The sequence below is a fragment of the Brevibacterium zhoupengii genome (assembly GCF_021117425.1).
Lineage (GTDB): Bacteria > Actinomycetota > Actinomycetes > Actinomycetales > Brevibacteriaceae > Brevibacterium > Brevibacterium zhoupengii.
The window spans coordinates 1,520,110-1,536,696 of record NZ_CP088298.1 but is presented as its reverse complement, the minus strand read 5'-3'; the positions used below and the strand labels follow the sequence as shown (position 1 = coordinate 1,536,696).

Below are 16,587 nucleotides of genomic sequence, written 5' to 3'. Positions count from 1 at the left end.
CTGAGGACGCTCAGGCGTCACTTCTTGCCGACGAACCAGCCCTGCAGCTTTTTGATCCGTGCCTGGATCTGTTCCTGGGTTGCCTGTGCCACAGCCGGTCCCCCGCAGGCCTTGCGCAGTTCGACGTGAACGGTCGCGTGCGGCGTACCCGTACGACGTGACCAAGCACCGACGAGGCTCTGCAGCTGATTGCGCTCTTCCTTCATCGCCCGGTGGTCGAGTTCGCTGACCTCAGGTTCCGGTGCAGGCGGCGCGGAAGCGGTCTTCCGCTTGGCCTGACGTGCCTGCTGGGTGCGCAGCAGTTCGTGGACCTGGTCGGGTTCGAGAAGGCCGGGAATGCCGATGAAGTCGAGCTCGTCCTCAGAGCCGACCGCTCCCCCGGTGCCGAACTCTCCTCCGTCGAAGAGCACACGGTCGAAGAGCGCTTCGGCGCCGATAGCTTCGAATGATCCCAGCTGATCGGAGGAAGCGCCTTCGCTGCGGTTGGCCTGTTCCATGGCCTGATCGTCGAAGACCACGACGTCGTTCTCGTCCTCGTTCTTCGGCCGGTCGAGGGCGTGGTCGCGTTCGACCTCCATCGTATTGGCCAATGCCAGGAGGATCGGCACGGAGGGCAGGAACACCGAGGCGGTCTCCCCGCGCTTGCGGGCACGCACGAAGCGCCCGATCGCCTGCGCGAAGAACAACGGAGTCGCCGAGGAGGTGGCATAGACCCCGACACACAGTCTCGGCACGTCGACGCCTTCGGAGACCATGCGCACGGCGACCATCCAACGATCCGTGGAGTTCTGGAAATGCTCAATGCGCGCCGAGGCTCCGGCCTCGTCGGAGAGCACGACAGTCGGTGCCTCTCCGGTGAGTTCGCGGAGGATCTTCGCGTAGGCGCGGGCGGAATCTTGGTCGGTGGCGATGACGAGTCCGCCGGCGTCGTGGACGGTGCGGCGAACCTCGGTCAGACGGATATCGGCAGCTTTGAGGACAGCCGGCATCCAATCACCGGAGGGGTCGAGCGCAGTCCGCCAAGCTTGGGAGTTGATGTCCTTCGTCGTCTCCTCACCGAGGACGTGCGACATCTCGTCGCCGGCCTTCGTCCTCCACGACATGGTGCCTGCGTAGGTGAGGAACAGGACCGGACGCACGACGGAGTCCTTGAGTGCACGGCCGTAGCCGTAGGAATAGTCGGCCACCGAGGTGCGGATGCCGTTTTCGTCGGGAGCGTAGGTGACGAACGGGATCGGCGAGGTATCGGACCGGAAGGGGGTTCCTGTCAGGGAGAGTCTGCGCACTGCTGGGCCGAACGCCTCGCGGACTGCATCGCCCCAGGACAATGCGTCGCCACCATGGTGGACCTCATCGAGGATGACAAGGGTGCGACCGGCAGCGGTGCGGTTGTGGTGAAGGACCGGTTTCGCCGCGACCTGAGCGTAGGTGATGGCAACACCGTGATAGCCGGGGGCGTGCTTGCCCTGGGCATTCTTGAAGTGCGGGTCGAGTTTGATGCCGACGCGTGATGCCGAATCGGCCCACTGCACCTTGAGGTGCTCAGTCGGGGCGACGACGGTGACCCTGTTGACTACCCGCTGGGCAAGCAGCTCTGCAGCTAATCGCAGGGCGAAGGTGGTCTTACCTGCACCAGGCGTTGCGACCGCGAGGAAGTCCTTCGGCTGTTCCCGAAAATAGAGTTCGAGAGCCTCTGCCTGCCACGCACGCAACTTTCCGGCCGTTCCCCAAGCAGCACGCTCGGGAAAGGCCGGTGGCAGTTGTTCGGCGGCGGAGGTCCCTGGGAGACGTTCCGCGGCCATTTACTCCTTGGGTCCTTCAGACATCGATGAGTAGATCTCTTTGCATCGTGGGCACACGGGGAACCGCTCAGGGTCGCGTGTGGGCACCCACACCTTTCCGCACAGAGCAATCAGCGGTGTGCCCGTGACCATGGATTCCATGATCTTGTCTTTGGGTGCGTAATGGCTGAATCGTTCGTGGTCGCCGGGTTCAACAAGCTGTTCGGACTGCTCACGCTCGATTGTTGCTGAACCACCTGATGCTGGATAGGTCATGGCTCCATTGTAGTTCCCTAGAATGAGACCCATGGACAGAACTCACGAGGATTCCCTCACAGAACGCTATCGCGAACTCAGCGATGATATTGCCGCTGCTGTTGCCGTGGTCTCAGTCAAACGCGGAACTGCCCTGCATGCGATCACCGTCGACTCATTCCTCGACGTGTCCTACGACCCGCCGACCATGGCCGTGAGCATCTACGGCGGGTCACGGATGATGGAATCCCTGGAGATGAGTGACCACTATGCCATCTCCCTGCTCAACTCATCCCAGCGAGACGTCTCCGAGCGGCTGGGTGCATCCGGGCAGCCGCTCTATGGTTCGCTCAAGGGCATCGATACGTTTCCGGCACCGCATTCGGGCCAGCCGGTCCTGACGGAGGCAATCGCATGGTTCGAACTGCGGCAGACGCAGACCCTTGAAATCGCCACACACTACCTCGTCGTCGGTGAAGTCGTGTCGATGGGTACAGGAGCCAGCAGCAGCAAGGGCAAACCGCTACTGCGGTGGCGCAAGGGCTACGGGACGATCGGGCCACGCTGACGGCGAGCCTGGTTGAATGCCAGCGGCCCTCCGTTCATCCCTCAGCTTCTTTCAAAGCTGGCAGATGATCGGAGGGCCGCTGTGCGCCGGCTCGAGGCCGGCTGCCTGTCACTCAGATCAGACGACGCCCTGTGCGAGCATCGCTTCAGAAACGCGGATGAAACCGGCGATGTTAGCGCCGGCAACGTAGTCACCGGGTGAGCCGAACTCTGCGGCCGCCTCGGCGCAGCTGTCATGAACGTCGCCCATGATCTCAGCCAGTCGGGCTTCGGTGAAGTCGAAGTCCCACGTATCGCGGCTGGCGTTCTGCTGCATCTCCAAAGCGCTGGTGGCCACGCCGCCGGCGTTGGCTGCCTTGCCCGGGGCAAAGATCACACCAGCGTCGGAGAAGGTCTTCACGGCTTCAGGGGTGCAGGGCATGTTCGCCCCTTCCGCGAGGGCGATGACGCCGTTTTTCACCAGGGTCCGCGCCGAATCGGCGTCGAGCTCGTTCTGGGTCGCGCATGGAAGTGCGACGTCAACCTCGATATCCCAGACGTTGCCGCCCTCGTGGTAGACGGACCGTCCTCCGCGTTCAGCCACGTATTCGGAGATGCGACCGCGCTCTTCGAACTTGATGCGCTTGACGATGTCGGTGTCGATGCCGTCGGGGTCGTGGATGAAACCGGCGGAGTCGGACATTGTGATGACCGTACCGCCGAATGCTGCGACCTTTTCGGCTGCGAAGACAGCAACATTTCCTGATCCGGAGATCGAGACGGTGCGTCCGTCGATGTTCTTCTTCGCAGCTGCGAGCATGTCTTTGAGGAAGTACACGACACCGTAGCCAGTCGCCTCGGTGCGGACCATTGAGCCGCCGTAGGACAGGCCCTTGCCGGTGAGGACACCGGCCTCGTATTCGTTCTTCATGCGCTTGTACTGGCCGAAGAGGTACCCGATCTCGCGACCGCCGACACCGATGTCACCGGCCGGAACGTCGCGGTATTCTCCGATGTGGCGGCTGAGTTCTGTCATGAATGACTGGCAGAAGCGCATGACTTCAAGGTCGCTGCGCCCCTTGGGATCGAAGTCGGATCCACCCTTGCCGCCGCCGATGGGCAGACCTGTGATGGCGTTCTTGAAGATCTGCTCGAAACCGAGGAACTTGACGATGCCCAAGTTCACAGACGGGTGGAACCGCAGACCGCCCTTATAGGGGCCGAGCGCGGAGTTGAACTGCACGCGGAACGCACGGTTGATCTGGACGACGCCCTGATCATCGATCCAAGGTACGCGGAAGATGATCTGGCGCTCGGGTTCGCAAAGGCGTTCGAAGGCTGAGAGTTCGAGGTATTCCGGGTGCTTGTCGACGACAGGGCCCAGGGAATAGAGAACTTCCTGTACCGCCTGATGAAACTCCGACTCTCCGGGATTGCGATGGAGCACAGTGTCGAAGATTGGCTGCAGTGATGGATGTAAGCTCATGGGATCAATTTACCGTGACCCGCATAACATGAGCTGATCCGACCGAATAATGGACAAACTGGTGTCGCGGCGCAAGTTTGGTATATTGCAAGTTTCGGCGTTTCGCGTTGCCGAAAACTATCCGCGGCTACACTCGGTTTATGGATTTAGAAGACGTTTGGCCGCCCTTTTCACTAAGAATACGGTGCGGACGTATGGATTTGTCACCAGTACGCGAATCGGAATATTCGGAATTGGCCGACATTGCGTCCGGCGGGGTCCGGCGAAACAACATTCCTGCCTTTCTCGTCAACTGGGATTCCGGTACTCCTCAAGAAATCGCACAGTCCATCGCTCAGTACCAATGGAGCACACGAGCAAACTTCCGCGTCGATGATTGGACGATCGAGTTCACCGTCAGGGTCAACGGTCATGCCGTCGGCGTGCAGGGCGTGAGCGCAAACGACTTCGTCCGTACCCAGGCAGTCTCGACTGGATCGTGGTTAGCGCTGCATGAGCAGGGCAAAGGGTATGGGACCCTGATGCGCAGAGCTGTGGTGGTGGCGTTCGCCGATCACTTCGGTGCGCGAGAGTTCAATTCGGGATTCTTCGAGGGCAACGCAGCCAGTCGCAGAGTCTCAGAGAAGCTCGGGTACACGCCCAATGGGGTCAAGACGCTCGTCGCGCAGGATGGGCAGGCGCGCGTTGAGCAGCAGGTCATGCTGGCAGCTGAGGAGATCATCCGCGGTCCGGAACTGGTCGAGGTTGCCGGCGCCGAGGTGGTCCGTCGATTCCTCGGGCTGACATCGGCTTGAGAGCCTGACAATGCCGGGCTGAGGATCCCTTGCGCCAGCGGCCAGGGCCGAACCCAACACAATCCGGCACCTGGCACAGGATCTATGATCAGCCACTACAGTGTCCGTGAATGGCAGAAAAAGGGGAGCACCCGCTGAACTGCTTCAGCGAACGCTCCCCCACCCCAGATCATTGGTGAATGCAAAAAGTGGTGGTGCCGACCCCGCCCCAAAAAGAACCGAAATCCACACCACCACAGACAAGTAAAGGCCACCCCCAAAAAGGAGTGACCTCTACTCAAAGAATATTGCGGCAGTCACCTACTCTCCCACAACCACCAAGTTGCAGTACCATCAGCGCGAATGGGCTTAGCTACCGGGATCGGAACGGTTAACCGGGCGTTTCCCCACCACTATCACCACCGCAAAACCAACAAACCACCACCACCCGAATCACAAAGACTCAAGGATGTAGTAGCGGTCCAAGAACCGTACAGCGAACGCGAACACCACACATAATGTGACTCATAAAGTATCTCGTAAAACCCATAGCGTAAACACGCACACACCAACCAAAATGAAAGGTTGATGAGTGATCGGCGTATTAGTACCAGTCAACTCCACACCTCACAGTGCTTCCATACCCGGCCTATCAAACCCATAATCTATAGGACACCTCACCCCAACTTAATGGATTGGAAATCTCATCTCGAAGCAGGCTTCCCGCTTAGATGCTTTCAGCGGTTATCCTTCCCGAACGTAGCCAACCAGCCATGCACCTGGCGGTACAACTGGCACACCAGAGGTTCGTCCGTCCCGGTCCTCTCGTACTAAGGACAGGCCTCCACAAATTTCCTACGCACGCAGCGGATAGGGACCGAACTGTCTCACGACGTTCTAAACCCAGCTCGCGTACCGCTTTAATGGGCGAACAGCCCAACCCTTGGGACCGACTACAGCCCCAGGATGCGACGAGCCGACATCGAGGTGCCAAACCATGCCGTCGATATGGACTCTTGGGCAAGATCAGCCTGTTATCCCCGAGGTACCTTTTATCCGTTGAGCGACCACGCTTCCACAAGCCATGGCCGGGTCACTAGTCCCAGCTTTCGCTCCTGCTCGACACGTCCGTCTCACAGTCAAGCTCCCTTGTGCACTTACACTCGACACCTGATTGCCAACCAGGCTGAGGGAACCTTTGGGCGCCTCCGTTACTCTTTAGGAGGCAACCGCCCCAGTTAAACTACCCATCAGGCACTGTCCCTGAACCCGATCAGGGTCCGAAGTTAAGAAATCCAGTATAATCAGAGTGGTATTTCACTTGACGACTCCACCACCACTAGCGTGATAGCCTCACAGTCTCCCACCTATCCTACACAAACCACACCGAATCCCAATACCAAACTATAGTGAAGGTCTCGGGGTCTTTCCGTCCTGCTGCGCGTAACGAGCATCTTTACTCGTAATGCAATTTCGCCGAGTTCGTGGTTGAGACAGCAGAGAAGTCGTTACGCCATTCGTGCAGGTCGGAACTTACCCGACAAGGAATTTCGCTACCTTAGGATGGTTATAGTTACCACCGCCGTTTACTGGGGCTTAAATTCTCCGCTTCACCCTTACGGGTTAACGAGTCCTCTTAACCTTCCAGCACCGGGCAGGCGTCAGTCCGTATACATCGACTTACATCTTCGCACGGACCTGTGTTTTTAATAAACAGTCGCTTCTCTCTGGCCTCTGCGACCACCACCAGCACATCACCAAGCACGTTGGCTTCACCGGGATGGTCCCCCTTCTCCCGAAGTTACGGGGGCATTTTGCCGAGTTCCTTAACCACGATTCTCTCGATCACCTTAGTATTCTCTACCTGACCACCTGTGTCGGTTATAGGGTACGGGCAACACACAACCTCACGCCGATGCTTTTCTCGGCAGCATAGGATCACCAGATCACCCCACCACAAGTGGGGCGCCCATCAGCTCTCACACTCAAAGTGGGGACGGATTTACCTACCCCCACGTGCTACGACCTTAGACCACGACTACCATCGCGTGGCCTGGCTACCTTCCTGCGTCACACCTCGCGCTTACCGACTCCACACTCAGGTCCCAGCCGCACATCCACAACAGGTCCGAAGACCCGAAAGGACGATTGGATGGTTAGTATCGTGTGTTTTGGTATTGACGGTTATGTGTCGGTACCAGAATATCAACTGGTTGTCCATCGACTACGCCTGTCGGCCTCGCCTTAGGTCCCGACTTACCCAGGGCGGATTAGCCTAGCCCTGGAACCCTTGGTCATCCGGTGGACGGGTTTCTCACCCGTCTTTCGCTACTCATGCCTGCATTCTCACTCGTACCGGCTCCACCACTCGTTCACACGGCGACTTCACTGCCAGCACGACGCTCCCCTACCCAACACCCCACCATTACGGCTACTTGGGGTGCTGCCACAACTTCGGCGGTGTACTTAGCCCCGCTACATTATCGGCGCTCAATCACTTGACCAGTGAGCTATTACGCACTCTTTCAAGGATGGCTGCTTCTAAGCCAACCTCCTGGTTGTCTTCGCAACTGAACATCCTTTCCCACTTAGCACACGCTTAGGGGCCTTAGTTGATGGTCTGGGCTGTTTCCCTCTCGACAATGAAGCTTATCCCCCACTGTCTCACTGCCACGCTGAACCTTACCGGCATTCGGAGTTTAGTTGACGTCAGTAACCCGGTGGGGCCCATCAGCCATCCAGTAGCTCTACCTCCGGCAAGAACCACGCAACGCTGCACCTAAATGCATTTCGGGGAGAACCAGCTATCACAGAGTTTGATTGGCCTTTCACCCCTAACCACAGGTCATCCCCTCCATTTTCAACTGAAGTGGGTGCGGGCCTCCACGCGCTCTTACACACGCTTCACCCTGCCCATGGCTAGATCACTCCGCTTCGGGTCTAGGACACGCGACTCATTCGCCCTATTCGGACTCGCTTTCGCTACGACTACCCCTCTCGGGTTAACCTCGCCACGCACCGCTAACTCGCAGGCTCATTCTTCAAAAGGCACGCCATCACCCCAACAAAGGAGGCTCTGACGGATTGTAAGCACATGGTTTCAGGTACTATTTCACTCCCCTCCCGGGGTACTTTTCACCATTCCCTCACGGTACTATCCGCTATCGGTCATCAGGAAGTATTTAGCCTTACCAGGTGGTCCTGGCAGATTCACACGACATTCCACGAGTATCGTGCTACTCGGGCAAACACATATCGTCGGGGCCACATGTTTCGTCTACGGGACTCTCACCCACTCCGGTACTGTTTCCCACCAGCTTCGACTACACAAGGCACACATCAACGACTCGGTCATGCTGGACCGAACACGCATTCCCCACAACACCGCATACGCAACACCAGCACGTTTGACACGCACACGGTTTAGGCTGATCCAGTTTCGCTCGCCACTACTCCCGGAATCATGTTTTATTTTCTCTTCCTACGGGTACTGAGATGTTTCACTTCCCCGCGTTCCCTCCACGCATCCTATATATTCAGATGCGGGTCACCACACTCTCATGTGGCGGGGTTTCCCCATTCGGACACCCTCGGATCACAGCCCGTTTATCGGCTCCCCGAGGCTTATCGCAGATTTCCACGTCCTTCATCGGCTCCTGATGCCAAGGCATCCACCATGCGCTCTTACACACTCATCACACCCAAACAAATTGGTTGCAATCGTGTGTGCGAAATTTTTCACACTAAGATTTCACAAGAAAAATCACATTACATAACAACCCAAACAAATGTTCGGGCTGTTGATGCTCGCGTCCACTATACGATTCTCAAACCACTACCAAACACCACCCACACCACGAACAGCTTTTTCGACTGCGAGTGTGGACGGGTTGGTCCTGTTGGTTGAAACCACAGACAACCATTGCTGGTTGGTTTGTGATTCCAGGACCCAATAACGTGTTCGTTCTAGCCCACCATCATCACACCGTCGACAAGGCATGAACCTTAACGACGCTGTGCGGGTTGAGCGAAAATAATGATGTTCCACCCTTGAGCTCCCAACCGGCACCACGTTCGGGTGACACGTTGGGGTTCTGATGTGTGCTCCTTAGAAAGGAGGTGATCCAGCCGCACCTTCCGGTACGGCTACCTTGTTACGACTTAGTCCCAATCACCAGTCCCACCTTAGACGGCCCCCTCCCACGAGGGGTTGGGCCACCGGCTTCGGGTGTTACCGACTTTCGTGACTTGACGGGCGGTGTGTACAAGGCCCGGGAACGTATTCACCGCAGCGTTGCTGATCTGCGATTACTAGCGACTCCGACTTCACGTAGTCGAATTGCAGACTACGATCCGAACTGAGACTGGCTTTAAGGGATTCGCTAAAACCTCGCGGTCTCGCATCTCTCTGTACCAGCCATTGTAGCATGCGTGAAGCCCAAGACATAAAGGGCATGATGATTTGACGTCATCCCCACCTTCCTCCGAGTTGACCCCGGCAGTCTCCTATGAGTTCCCACCATCACGTGCTGGCAACATAGAACGAGGGTTGCGCTCGTTGCGGGACTTAACCCAACATCTCACGACACGAGCTGACGACAACCATGCACCACCTGTACACCAACCCCAAAGGGGAGGAACTGTTTCCAGAACGGTCTGGTGTATGTCAAGCCTTGGTAAGGTTCTTCGCGTTGCATCGAATTAATCCGCATGCTCCGCCGCTTGTGCGGGCCCCCGTCAATTCCTTTGAGTTTTAGCCTTGCGACCGTACTCCCCAGGCGGGGCACTTAATGCGTTAGCTACGGCGCGGAGAACGTGGAATGTCCCCCACACCTAGTGCCCAACGTTTACGGCATGGACTACCAGGGTATCTAATCCTGTTCGCTCCCCATGCTTTCGCTCCTCAGTGTCAGTTACAGCCCAGAGTCCCGCCTTCGCCACCGGTGTTCCTCCTGATATCTGCGCATTTCACCGCTACACCAGGAATTCCAGACTCCCCTACTGCACTCTAGTCAGCCCGTACCCACTGCACGCGCAACGTTAAGCGTTGCGTTTCCACAGCAGACGTGACCAACCACCTACGAGCTCTTTACGCCCAATAATTCCGGACAACGCTTGTACCCTACGTATTACCGCGGCTGCTGGCACGTAGTTAGCCGGTACTTCTTCTGCAGGTACCGTCACCCGTAAGGGGCTTCTTCCCTGCTGAAAGCGGTTTACAACCCGAAGGCCGTCATCCCGCACGCTGCGTCGCTGCATCAGGGTTTCCCCCATTGTGCAATATTCCCCACTGCTGCCTCCCGTAGGAGTCTGGGCCGTGTCTCAGTCCCAGTGTGGCCGGTCGCCCTCTCAGGCCGGCTACCCGTCGTCGTCTTGGTGAGCCATTACCTCACCAACAAACTGATAGGCCGCGAGCCCATCCCCAACCGAAAAAACTTTCCACAACCAAAGATGCCTTCGGTTGTCATATCCGGTATTAGACCCAGTTTCCCGGGCTTATCCCGAAGTCGGGGGCAGGTTACTCACGTGTTACTCACCCGTTCGCCACTCATCCACCCACAGCAAGCTGCGGGTTTCAGCGTTCGACTTGCATGTGTTAAGCACGCAGCCAGCGTTCGTCCTGAGCCAGGATCAAACTCTCCATAAAAAAATTATGTTACGAATGAATCCCAGCAAGACAGCCAACCAAACGATCACGGGGTGACCGCAGTCGGCTCAATGTTCATGTCCACACACGCTGGCGTGACCACCCGGCGAAGGGCAGTCACAAATGTGTGACCATGTGATTGTCTTACCAGAAAAATAATGTTTCTGGCATCACTATTTGTTCAAACAAACACGCTATTGGATTCTCAAACCACAAACACTCACCCATCACCACAACCCAACATCTGGGCATGTTCACTGGGGGTGTCAGTTTCAATTGTGTACTTTCTGCCTTGCGGCCCGCCGTACCAGCGGATATCTACTCTACAGTGTTGTTTCGATCTTCGCAACTTGAAGTTCATCTTCAATTTGCTGCAATCAAACCTGATCAGAGCGACTGTTGCCGTTCCTTGCGGGCTGGCAACTCGGTACACACTACACACTTCCTGCCGACTGCGCAAAACGGACCTATTCGGGCCCGGCCGACGCCCAATGAGACGGTCACTGCAGACCTGAGTCAGCAGTCAGGCCACGGGCGCGGTGAGCTCTGGACCATCGTTGCGAACATTCCCCACGGACTTGCCCACCTTGTGACGAGTCACGCTCGCTGGGTCCACCTGCGCCAGGGTCGATTCCAACAACGGAGGAACCTCGGCACTCGACACCGCTGGATCGATCCATCCATCAATGGCCCCGCGTTCAAGGAAGACCGGCATCCGATTGTGGACGTCCTGCAGATGCCCCGCTGCCTCCATAGTCAGTATCGTCGTCGACACCAACCAGGATTGGTCCGGCTGCTTCCAGAACTCGAAGAGGCCGGCCATGAACAGTGGGTCAGCGCCTGCCGCCGACATCATCCATGGCTGCTTGCCGTCTTCCGTGGTCTCCCACTCGTAGTAGCCGGGGATCGGAAGTGCGCAGCGTCGCCTTTTGATGGACTGCCTGAACATCGGCTTCTCGAGGACCGTCTCCGATCGGGCATTGAAAGCCTTGAACCCGATCTTGGTGTCTTTCGCCCAGCCGGGGACCAGCCCCCATGAAGCTGTCTCCAGCCGACGCGTCAGCTGTCCGCTGTCGTCGAGACGTTCCACGACGATCGGCACGAAGGAACCTGGTGGCACGTTGTATTTAGGCGTGTAGTCATACGAGATGACGTCAAGGCGGAGCTCATCGGCGAGATCTGCCGGATCGAGAGACATATTGAGTCGACCACACATGCGCTTATCTTCTCACTTCACTACACTGTCGACAATGGCGGCGGAAAAGACAACAGCGAGCAGACTCGACCCGATCGAGGAATCAAGGAAACAGTGGCTCGCCCACGGTTGGCACGATTCCACCGATGGCATGACGACCGTGATCTCAGTGATGAGAGTCCATCAGTTGTTCCTGGCCAAGGTCGATGCCGCACTCAAACCATTTGCGCTGACGTTCTCACGCTACGAAGTCCTCACGCTCCTCTCCTTCACCAAATCAGGGACTCTGCCGATGTCGAAGATCTCGGCCCGCCTCCAAGTCCACGCCACATCGACGACGAATTCGGTCGACCGGCTGGAAAGAGCCGGACTCGTGAAACGACGCAGCCACCCTGACGACCGTCGCACCACGCTCGTCGAGCTGACCGAAATCGGTCGTGAGCTCTCCTCACGCGCCACTGCCGCCCTCAACGACGAGGTCTTCAGCTCACCAGCGCTGGCACGCGCCGATCTGAGCGAACTCATCCCCCACCTCGAATCGCTGCGGTCCGAGCTCGAGGACCAGGCCTGAGTCTGAAGCTCTGCCGCTGAGCAGTTCTCCGACCACCCCCGTCTGCTGCACCTGAAAGAGACGTGCTGACCATAATTAGTTGGACGTCCAAGTAATTTCTCCGTATCGTGGTGAACATCATCACGTAGGCGATCAGCCTCAGTCGTGAATAGCCCTATCCGTGGAGGAACAATGTCCCGCAGCACAGCATCTGCCCTGCCGTTCGGTCTCACCGAAGAACAACAGACGATCTCCGGTATGGTGCGCGAATTCGCCGATTCCGAGATCGCTCCGCACGCTCTGGAGTGGGACGCCGACCACCACTTCCCCGTCGACGTCATCAAACGATCGGCCGATCTGGGGATGGGCGGAATCTACGTCAGCGAAGAGGCCGGCGGAACCGGCATGGGACGCATGGACGCCGCCCTCATCTTCGAAGCGATGTCGACCGCCTGCCCTTCGGTCGCCGCATACATCTCCATCCACAACATGGTGGCGTGGATGATCGACAAGTACGGCGATGCCGCGCAGAAGGAGAAGTACCTGACTCCGCTGGTGTCGATGGACCACCTCGGCAGCTACTGCCTCACCGAGCCCAACGCCGGTTCCGATGCCGCCGCACTGCGCACCTCGGCGAGGGAGGACGGGGACTCCTACGTCCTCAACGGGGTCAAGCAGTTCATCTCCGGAGCCGGCACCTCCGAGACCTATCTGGTGATGGCACGCTCCGGACAGGACGGATCACGCGGAATCTCCGCATTCATCCTCGAAAAGGGCATGGAGGGACTCTCCTTCGGTCCCAACGAACAGAAGATGGGGTGGCGTGCGCAGCCAACCCGACAGGTCATCATGGAAAATGTGCGCGTGCCGAAGGAGAACCTCCTCGGCGAACCCGGTCAGGGATTTAAGATCGCCATGTCCGGGCTCGACGGAGGCCGACTCAACATCGGCGCCTGTTCGCTCGGCGGTGGCCAGTCCGCGTTGGAGAAGGCCATCGACTACATGGGCGAACGGCAGGCCTTCGGCACCGAACTCTCGGCATTCCAGGCCCTGCGATTCGAAGTCGCAGAGATGCAGACCAAGCTCGAAGCCGCCCGCTCCCTCCTCTGGCGGGCCGCTGGCGCCTACGACTCAGGCGATCCGAACACCTCACTGCTCTCGGCAATGGCCAAGCTGACAGCCACGGATTCGGGCTTCGATGTCGCCAACAGGGCACTCCAGTTGCACGGCGGCTACGGCTATCTGACAGAGTATGGAATTGAGAAGCTGGTGCGTGACCTGCGCGTCCACCAGATTCTGGAAGGCACCAACGAAATCATGCGCGTGATCATTTCGCGCAAGAGCACAGGAGTGGGCTGATATGACAACAGAGACCTCGGCGCCGCCGACGGAATCTTCGGTGATCACCTCGATCACCAACGGAGTGGGCCGGATCGAGCTCAACAAACCGAAGCTGATCAATGCACTGAGCCAGGAGATGGTGGGCGCCATCGATGACGCCCTCAAGAGCTGGCGTGACGACGACTCGATCAGAACCGTTCTGGTCACAGGTCGCGGCGAACGCGGACTGTGCGCCGGAGGCGACATCAAGGCCGTCTACAACGACATTGTGGCCGGAACCGATGAGAACGCCCGATTCTGGAATCGCGAATACAAGATGAACCATGCGATCTCCGAGTTCCCCAAACCCTATGTCGTGATCATGAACGGCATCACGATGGGCGGCGGCGTCGGAATCTCGGGCCACGGTTCACACCGCATCGTCACCGACTCCACGAAGATCGGGATGCCCGAGACCGGAATCGGCCTGTTCCCCGACGTCGGCGGCACCCACCTGCTGGCCAACGCCCCGGGCGAACTGGGCACCCACCTGGCCCTGACCGGACAGCCGGTCGGCGCGGGAGCAGCGTTGGCCATGGGCCTGGCCGACTACTACGTGCTCGATGCCGATGTCCCGGGACTCATCGCCGAACTCGAAGCTGGCGGTGATGTCGAGGAGACCATCACCCGCCACGCCTCCGAGACCCCGGAGAACGAACTCGCCGAGGCTGCAGGATGGATCAACGAGTGCTACGCCGCAGATCGCGTCGAAGACATCGTCGCAGCCTTGGCCGCGCACGAGAATTCCGATGCCAATGCCACCGGACAATTGATCGAAACCAAGGCTCCAACCTCGGTGAAGGTCACCCTGGCAGCCGTCCGCAAGGCCGGAGACATGTCCTTGGCAGAGGTCCTCGAGCAGGACTACCGCGCCGCCGTCGCCTTGACCCGGCGGCCGGACCTCAAGGAGGGAATCCGCGCTCAGGTCATCGACAAGGACCGCAATCCGCAGTGGTCGCCGGCCTCGTTCGCCGAGGTCAGCGATGAAACAGTCAACGACATCCTCACCACCGACCACGAAGAGAAGGTGTTCGCATGAGCGACTACGAAACTATCCTCACGGCCGTCGACCAGGGCGTTGCCACCATCACGATCAACCGTCCGAAGGCCCTCAACGCACTGAACATGCAGGTGCTCACCGACGTCACCGACGCGGCCGCCGCGTTCGACGCCGATGACGAGGTCAAAGCGATCATCATCACCGGCACCGGCAAGGCCTTCGCCGCCGGCGCAGACATCAAGGAGATGTCTGACCTCGACTTCGCCACCGCGTACAAGGCCGACTGGTTCGCCGGCTGGACCCGCCTCACCGACGTCCGCAAACCGGTCATCACCGCGGTCAACGGCTTCGCCCTCGGCGGCGGCTGCGAGCTGGCGATGATGGGCGACATCCTCATCGCCTCGACCAAGGCGAAATTCGGCCAGCCGGAGATCAACCTCGGCGTCCTGCCTGGCATGGGCGGATCCCAGCGCCTGACTCGGGCCATCGGCAAGGCCAAGTCCATGGACCTGTGCCTGACCGGACGCATGATGGATGCCGAGGAGGCCGAGCGTTCGGGTCTCGTCGCACGTATCGTCGAGCCCGAGGAACTGCTTGCAACGGCCAACGAGATCGCGCAGACGATCGCGTCCAAGTCCCGCATCGCCTCGGCGATGGTCAAGGAAGCGGTCAACACCGCATTCGAAACGACCCTCGAGCAGGGGCTGAAGTACGAACGTCGCCTCTTCCACTCGAGCCTGGCCACAAACGACCAGTCCGAGGGAATGGCCGCATTCGTCGAGAAGCGGGACGCGAACTTCACGGATTCCTGATTCCCGGTGCCTGACCCCGGAAGTCCGCGGCAGGCACTGCAGTGCAATGGATGAACGATGGCGCAGACGAGTCGAACTCGTCTGCGCCATCGTCGTCTCTGTTCCCGTGATCACTTTTAACAATCGTTCAGTTAGAGTGGAAATGTTCATCCACCCAAAGGAGGCACTATGAATTCTTTTGCCAATCTTCTCCCCCAGCTGCGGCTGCCGGTCTTCGGCTCTCCCATGTTCATCGCATCGGGGCCCGAACTGGTCAAGGCCCAGTGCCAGGCCGGCATCATCGGCTCCTTCCCCACCCTCAACGCCCGTCCGGCTGCGATGCTCACCGACTGGCTGGACGAGATCAGGGAGTCCAACGCCGCGTTCACCGCGGCGAATCCTGACCGGCCTGCGGCACCGTTCGCGGTGAACCTCATCGTTCACCGCTCAAACAACCGCTTGGAAGAAGACCTCGCCGAGGTGGTTCGCCACCAGGTGCCCATCGTGGTCACGTCTCTGGGAGCGCGTGAAGAGGTCAACGAGGCCGTCCATTCCTACGGCGGCATCGTCCTCCACGACGTCATCAACAACAAGTTCGCGCACAAGGCCGTGGAGAAGGGCGCCGACGGCGTCATCGCCGTGGCCGCCGGTGCCGGCGGGCATGCCGGAGCGCTCTCCCCCTTCGCTTTGGTCCAGGAGATCCGGACCTGGTTCGACGGGCCGCTGCTGCTCTCGGGTGCCATTGCACACGGCCGCTCGGTCCTCGCCGCCTTGGCCGCCGGGGCAGACTGCGCCTACGTGGGCTCGGCCTTCCTGTCCACGACCGAGGCCAACGTCGTCGACGACTACAAGCAGATGATCGTCGATTCCGCAGCCGAAGACGTCGTCTATTCCAACTACTTCACGGGAGTCAAGGGCAACTACCTGCGCGGATCGATCACCGCTTCAGGGCTTGACCCCGACAACCTGCCCGAGGCCGATCCGACGAAGATGGACTTCGGCACCAAGGACGGCTCGGACTCCAAAGCGTGGAAGGACATCTGGGGCTCAGGACAGGGCATCGGCGTCCTCGGTGCCAAGCGCACCACCGCAGAGCTCGTCGAGGGCTTCGCAGCAGAGTACGAAGCGGCGAAGAAGGAACTCAGCGCCCGCCTCTGAGGCGAGACCGGTCAGGGAGGCCAGA

At 59.0% G+C, this 16,587-nt stretch carries 11 protein-coding genes and 3 rRNA genes; 7 read left to right on the top strand and 7 right to left on the bottom strand.

Annotation, left to right across the window (positions count from 1 at the left end; translation table 11 throughout):
* Positions 1-17: 17 nt before the first annotated feature.
* The gene (locus LQ788_RS06995; protein WP_231446111.1) at positions 18-1,802 is read right to left on the bottom strand and encodes a DEAD/DEAH box helicase; all 1,785 of its coding nucleotides are present in this window, start codon (positions 1,800-1,802) and stop codon (positions 18-20) included.
* Entirely contained in the window at positions 1,803-2,057 is a 255-nt protein-coding gene (locus tag LQ788_RS06990) for a DUF3039 domain-containing protein (RefSeq protein ID WP_009884033.1), read from the bottom strand.
* A 31-nt stretch (positions 2,058-2,088) separates the two neighbouring features.
* Here LQ788_RS06990 and LQ788_RS06985 point away from each other — a divergent pair, with 31 nt between their 5' ends.
* Entirely contained in the window at positions 2,089-2,604 is a 516-nt protein-coding gene (locus tag LQ788_RS06985) for a flavin reductase family protein (protein ID WP_231446109.1), read from the top strand.
* Positions 2,605-2,721: 117 nt separating this feature from the next.
* Here LQ788_RS06985 and gdhA read toward each other — a convergent pair whose 3' ends face one another.
* Positions 2,722-4,068 (bottom strand): NADP-specific glutamate dehydrogenase, encoded by a 1,347-nt coding sequence (gene gdhA, locus LQ788_RS06980; protein ID WP_231446107.1) that lies wholly within the window; start codon positions 4,066-4,068, stop codon positions 2,722-2,724.
* Between the two features lie 194 nt (positions 4,069-4,262).
* On the opposite strand from gdhA, the gene LQ788_RS06975 reads away from it, so the two are divergent.
* Complete coding sequence (locus LQ788_RS06975; RefSeq protein WP_231446106.1) at positions 4,263-4,862, top strand: GNAT family N-acetyltransferase; 600 nt, start codon at positions 4,263-4,265, stop codon at positions 4,860-4,862.
* A 287-nt stretch (positions 4,863-5,149) separates the two neighbouring features.
* On the opposite strand, the gene rrf is transcribed toward LQ788_RS06975, so the two are convergent.
* From rrf to LQ788_RS06955, 4 genes are all read right to left on the bottom strand, one after another.
* Positions 5,150-5,268: ribosomal RNA gene (gene rrf / locus LQ788_RS06970) — 5S ribosomal RNA — on the bottom strand.
* A 157-nt stretch (positions 5,269-5,425) separates the two neighbouring features.
* Positions 5,426-8,539: ribosomal RNA gene (locus LQ788_RS06965) — 23S ribosomal RNA — on the bottom strand.
* 414 nt (positions 8,540-8,953) lie between these two features.
* Positions 8,954-10,488, bottom strand: a 16S ribosomal RNA gene (locus tag LQ788_RS06960).
* The 16S, 23S and 5S rRNA genes sit together here, the layout of an rRNA operon.
* Before the next feature lie 523 nt (positions 10,489-11,011).
* Entirely contained in the window at positions 11,012-11,686 is a 675-nt protein-coding gene (locus LQ788_RS06955) for an SOS response-associated peptidase (protein ID WP_231446103.1), read from the bottom strand.
* Positions 11,687-11,738: 52 nt separating this feature from the next.
* Between LQ788_RS06955 and LQ788_RS06950 the strand changes: the two genes are divergently transcribed.
* The 5 genes from LQ788_RS06950 (at position 11,739) to LQ788_RS06930 (ending at position 16,562) form a co-directional block, all read left to right on the top strand.
* Entirely contained in the window at positions 11,739-12,254 is a 516-nt protein-coding gene (locus tag LQ788_RS06950; RefSeq protein WP_231446101.1) for a MarR family winged helix-turn-helix transcriptional regulator, read from the top strand.
* 171 nt (positions 12,255-12,425) lie between these two features.
* Positions 12,426-13,592, top strand: a complete 1,167-nt coding sequence (locus LQ788_RS06945; protein WP_231446094.1) for an acyl-CoA dehydrogenase family protein — start codon at positions 12,426-12,428, stop codon at positions 13,590-13,592.
* A gap of 1 nt (position 13,593) precedes the next feature.
* Positions 13,594-14,652, top strand: coding sequence for an enoyl-CoA hydratase/isomerase family protein (locus LQ788_RS06940; RefSeq protein ID WP_231446093.1), 1,059 nt, complete (start codon positions 13,594-13,596; stop codon positions 14,650-14,652).
* On the top strand, positions 14,649-15,425 hold the full coding sequence (locus LQ788_RS06935) for an enoyl-CoA hydratase (protein ID WP_231446092.1): 777 nt from the start codon (positions 14,649-14,651) through the stop codon (positions 15,423-15,425). Before LQ788_RS06940 ends, LQ788_RS06935 begins: the two co-directional genes overlap by 4 nt.
* A 168-nt stretch (positions 15,426-15,593) precedes the next feature.
* Entirely contained in the window at positions 15,594-16,562 is a 969-nt protein-coding gene (locus LQ788_RS06930; protein ID WP_231446091.1) for an NAD(P)H-dependent flavin oxidoreductase, read from the top strand.
* Positions 16,563-16,587: the final 25 nt, after the last annotated feature.